This window comes from Saccharopolyspora sp. (assembly GCF_017434145.1).
Lineage (GTDB): Bacteria > Actinomycetota > Actinomycetes > Mycobacteriales > Pseudonocardiaceae > Saccharopolyspora_C > Saccharopolyspora_C galaxeae.
Genome location: NZ_JAFRFW010000177.1, coordinates 1 through 4,602 on the forward strand (window position 1 = coordinate 1; position 4,602 = coordinate 4,602).

General features: G+C 70.7%; 5 protein-coding genes. 2 read left to right on the forward strand and 3 right to left on the reverse strand.

The annotated features are described in order from the left end of the window. Positions 1-601: FGGY family carbohydrate kinase (locus IJH84_RS05040; RefSeq protein WP_295140854.1), on the reverse strand; the 601-nt coding region annotated here is incomplete at its 3' end. Positions 602-740: 139 nt separating this feature from the next. Then, positions 741-2,156, reverse strand: a complete 1,416-nt coding sequence (locus tag IJH84_RS05045) for an L-fucose/L-arabinose isomerase family protein (protein WP_295140845.1) — start codon at positions 2,154-2,156, stop codon at positions 741-743. 188 nt (positions 2,157-2,344) lie between these two features. Between IJH84_RS05045 and IJH84_RS05050 the strand changes: the two genes are divergently transcribed. Then, a complete protein-coding gene (locus IJH84_RS05050; RefSeq protein WP_200073591.1) occupies positions 2,345-3,343 on the forward strand; it encodes a LacI family DNA-binding transcriptional regulator in 999 nt (332 codons plus the stop codon). A 120-nt stretch (positions 3,344-3,463) separates the two neighbouring features. Here the strand turns inward: IJH84_RS05050 and IJH84_RS05055 are convergent, their stop codons facing one another. Next, positions 3,464-4,270: an ESX secretion-associated protein EspG gene (locus IJH84_RS05055; RefSeq protein ID WP_233628748.1), complete on the reverse strand. Its 807-nt coding sequence runs from the start codon at positions 4,268-4,270 to the stop codon at positions 3,464-3,466. A 110-nt stretch (positions 4,271-4,380) separates the two neighbouring features. Here IJH84_RS05055 and IJH84_RS05060 point away from each other — a divergent pair. Next, on the forward strand, positions 4,381-4,602 hold a 222-nt coding region (locus IJH84_RS05060; protein WP_295140851.1), incomplete at its 3' end, for a hypothetical protein.

Here is a 4,602-nt window from a genome sequence, read left to right on the forward strand (position 1 = left end):
CGCGCTGCGCCCACTCCTTCGACCAGGCGCGTTCGCCCAAGTCGTAGAGCGGGTCGCACTGGCTGGCCGAGTGGTGGTCGAGCACGTACCGCCCGGTGAGCCGGTGCACCAGGTAGGAGCTGCACATCAGCAGCTTCTCGGTGCGCGCGTAGACCTCCGGCTCGTTCTTGGCCAGCCACCGGATCTTCGGCCCCACGGCCTGGCTGGTCAGCGCGGACCCGCCCCGGCGCAGGATCTCGTCGGCCCCGAACTCCTCGGTGAGTTCGGCGATCTCGGCGGTCGCCCGGGTGTCCACGCCGTAGAGGATCGCTTGGCGCAGCGGATTCCCGTCCCCGTCGGCGGGCAGCAGCACCGGCCCGATCCCGCTGACGCCGAGCCCTTCGATGCTGCGGCCTTCCGCGGCGGGCACCAGCTCGCCGATGATCGCCCGGAAATCGGCCCACCACACCGATTCCGCGTCGTGCTCGACCCAGCCGGGATGCGGGTAGGAGGTCTCGTGCGGCCTGGTCGCCCGGGCCAGGATCCGCCCGTCGGTGCTGACCAGCACCCCTTTGGAACTCGAGGTCCCGATGTCGATGCCGATCAGCACGCCCTCAGCCATGGCCAGTTCCTCCCGCTCGTCCCGGTCGTCCACGCAAATCGTAGGGATCGCCGCGCGCCGAATTCCTCAGAGCCTGGCGAGAAGGCCGCTGAGGTACCGCTACCCGAACGCCTACGCAAAACAAGCGCAAAAACAGGCCCTAGCCGCGGGTCCACTCGTCGAGGCGCACCCCGAGCTGCTCGGCCACGGCCCGCATCTCGGCGCGGTAGTCGCCGGGCACCGCGTGGATGTGGTTGGCGCCGAAGTTGGACAGGAACACTTCGCCCGGGGTGTCCAGCCGCGCGAAGGCGTGCGGCCATTCCGGCGTGGACTGGTCGACGAGCTGCTGGTTGGTCGCCGCGTCGTAGTTCTCGAACTCGCCGAGCATCAGCTGCAGCCGGTACTCACCGGATTCGCGGGTGAGCCTGCCCAGCGTCATCTGCCCGGGCGCGGCGATGTGCTGCACGGACGCCCCACCGGCGGGGAAGAAGAACACCTCCGGGTAGAAGTTGACCTTCGAGAGGTTCTCCGCCGGGTCGTCGCTGCGCCCGGCGAACCAGGTGGCGTGCTGCCCGGAGTTGCACAGGTCCCAGATGTCCCGGTCGCCGTGGTAGTGCCGCACGTCGGCGAACAGCACCGGAGTCCGCGCGACCTGCTTGAACAGCTGCATCGTCAGCGCGCCGTCCATGTCGGCCTCGGTCGCGCACACGTGCGTGTCCTTCGGCCCGTTCCAGTCGTACGGGTCGTTGAGGAACGCTTCGGTGACGTCCATCGTCGCGAAGTTCTCGGTCAGCTCGGGCTGCGCCTTGATCCCGGAGAAGTCGAGGTTGCGCTCGGCGATGATGTCCCGCACCGCCTGGTAGGACCGGATCTGGCGCTCCAGCAGCTCGGGGGTGAGCTTCTTGCCGTCGTAGTGCACCCCCGCCGCGTACTGCTCGATCCACTCGCGGCCCTTGCGGGCTTCGTTGGCGTCGGCCTTGTCCGCGCGCAGCACGAGTTCGTACTGGTCGATCTCCTCGACGTCGATGCCGAACTGCCGGGCCCACTGGTCGGTGTTGGCGACAGCGGTGTTCATGCCCATCGGCCGCCCGCCGAACCGGCCGAACGTGGACCCGTGCAGCGCTTTCACCGCGGCGGCCGCGGTGGCTTGGACCCCGATGGTCTCGGCGAGCGATGCGTCGTCCGGCGCGCCCCACGCGCGTGTGTGCTTGCGCCCGATCTGGTCCAGCGCGCCGCCTGCGGCCAGCATCCCCACCAGGCCGGGCTCGGTCGGGTCGGTGCTGGCGACCAGCACCAGCGGGCTCCGCGTCGCGTCCGCTGCCAGCATCGTGAAGTGCGGGAACGCCCAGACGGTGTAGTAGAAGACGGTGACGTCGACGTCGGCGGCGGCGACTTCCCGGGCCACCGAGCTCGCCTGCACGTTGGTGGCGACCAGCGAGCGCCCGGCGACGACCTCGTGCCCGGCGGACTGCAGGGAACGCACCAGTGCGTCCTGCTTGGTCTGGATGAACTCCGCGTTGCGCGCGTGCACGTGATCACGGCCGTCGGAAATGCCGACAACACCGATGCGGGCCACGGTCCCTCCCGAGATGTTCCGGCCAGGGCGGGCTGGGCATCGATCCGGACGCGACTACCCGGAGTTTCGTGCACCGTTGACCGACCGGGCTATGAGCAATCGTTTTCTCGGAAGTTATTCTGAGGTCAGCAGGGCTGTCAAGGAATCCACGCCGCGACCGCGCGGCCAGGTTGAAAGCAGGAGGTCCGGTGGCGACGATCAGCGACGTGGCGGCGAGGGCCGGTGTCTCCACGGCCACGGTCTCCCGCGCGCTCAACGGCAAGAGCACGGTCGACCCGGAGCTCGCGGCGCGGGTGAGCGCGGCGGCCGACGAACTCGGATACCGCCCGAACGGCCCGGCCCGCAACCTGCGCAAGCAGGAGACCGCGGTGCTGGCACTGATCATCTCCGACGTGGAGAACCCGTTCTTCACCGCGATCTCGCGCGGCGTGGAGGACATCGCGCACGCGGCGGGCTACTCGGTGGTCCTGTGCAACTCCGACGACGATCCGGCCAAGGAGCGCGAATACATCAACGTGGCGTTGCAGGAGCGGGTCGCTGGCGTGCTGCTGTCCCCGACGGGGCGCGGCGACAGCGCGTCGCTGCTCAACAGCCATCAGACTCCGTCGGTGGCGCTGGACCGGCCACTGCCCGACGGGGGCGGCGACACGGTGCTCGTCGACTCCCGCAAAGCCGCGGAGAGCGCGACGCTGCACCTGGCCGGGCAGGGCTACAAGCGCCTCGGCTGCCTCACCGGGCCGTACGGGGTGCCCACTGCGGACGACCGGCTGTCGGGTTTCGAGGACGGCTTGCGGACGGCGCGGCTGACCGGTGGACCGGAGTGGGTGCGCCGCTCGGAGTTCCGCGCGCAGGGCGCCGCGCGCGCCGCCCGCGAGCTGCTGGTGCAGGACGAGCGCCCGGACGGGCTGCTGGTGGCGAACAACGCGATGGCGGTCGGGGTGCTGCGGACCCTCGCCGAGCTGGAGCTGCGGCCCGGCAAGGACGTCGGGGTGATCGCGTTCGACGACGCGCCGTGGACGACGCTGCTGGATCCGCCGCTGACGGTGGTCGCGCAGCCCGCTTACGACATGGGCGCCATCGGGGCGCAGCTGCTGCTCAGCCGCATCGGCGGCGACCACATCGAGGCGACGACCAAGACCCTGTCGGCTCGTCTGGTCACGCGCGGCAGCACGCAGCAGGAGCCATGAGGACCTGATCTCGCAGAACCCGGACCGCCCACGTCGAAAAGGCGCCGCAGGAGCACTACTGCACCGCCGGACGTGCGGCGCCGGGGCGACCGGCCCGATCACCCCCGCTACCGTGCCGCCTCAGCGCGGCGCCGCGGTGACGGTCTTGCTCAGCCCGTCGATGCTCGCCGAGAGTTTGCGCTGGTCGGCGGGTGCGACGGTGAACCATTCCTGACCGTCGCCGGACTCCTTCTTCTGCGTCAGGTAGCAGCCGTCGGCGGAAGTGAAGAACGACAGCGAATTCGGCGCGCGATGCGTGCGGCCCACGCGGTGGTCGTGCGCGCGGACCGTGAACACGCCGTCGAGCTCCCGCTCCGCGGTGAGCACTGTGGACAGCACGCGCGCGTCCGCGCTGCGGACGCCGGATGCGTTCAGCGCGGAGAGCAAGCTCGCCGACGGGTTCGCGCGCATCCGCTTCGAGACGTTGTCCAGCAGGCGCGTCGGCACGCTGGCACTGCCGCTCTTGCCCGCGCTGGGCTTGCCGATCAGCTCGACCGCGTTGCCGGTCGGGCCGCCGAATTCGTGCAGGCTCAGCACGATGTCCCGCAGGTCGTCGTTGTCTTCCCCGTCTTCCTGGTAGGCGCGCACGGTCGCGCGGCCGTGTTCGACGTGCACGGCGTTGAACGATGTTCCCCGCGCGGCGCGCACCGCGAGTCCGACCGCGAACGGCGGCCGGGCCAGCAGGTTCCACGCCTGTTCCAGGAACGGGTGCAGCTCGTCGCGATCCAGGTAGCCGCGCTCGACGAGGTCTTGTCTGCCGAGTTCGGAAGCCCGGGAGCGATCCGCATCGCTGGGTTCGCCGGCCAGCCGCCCGACGCGCAGCAGCGGGTGCAGGTGGCTGTCGAACCGCTCGCACAAGTAGGCGGCGGCGAGCGGTCCGATCGACATCCGGCCGGTGCTCAATCCTGGTTCCCCCAGTCACCGAACACCGGCGGGGCGACTGCGCGCATGTCGTTGGTGAACACGTCTTCGTCCTCGACGAGCCAGGTGGGGCGGTCGTGCTGCTGCTCGTCGTCCTGCTGGCCGCGCTGAGCACCACCCATGCCGCCGGGCGCGCCCGCGCCATCGCGAGCACCGGCCGCTGCGCCCTGCGCACCCGCGCCGCCAGCGGCGGGCGAACCGCCGACGCCTCCGACACCGGAGCGTCCACCAGCGCCGACGCCACCACCGGCACCGCCGCCCGCACGAGCGCCCGCGCCGCCACCGGCACCACCACGAGC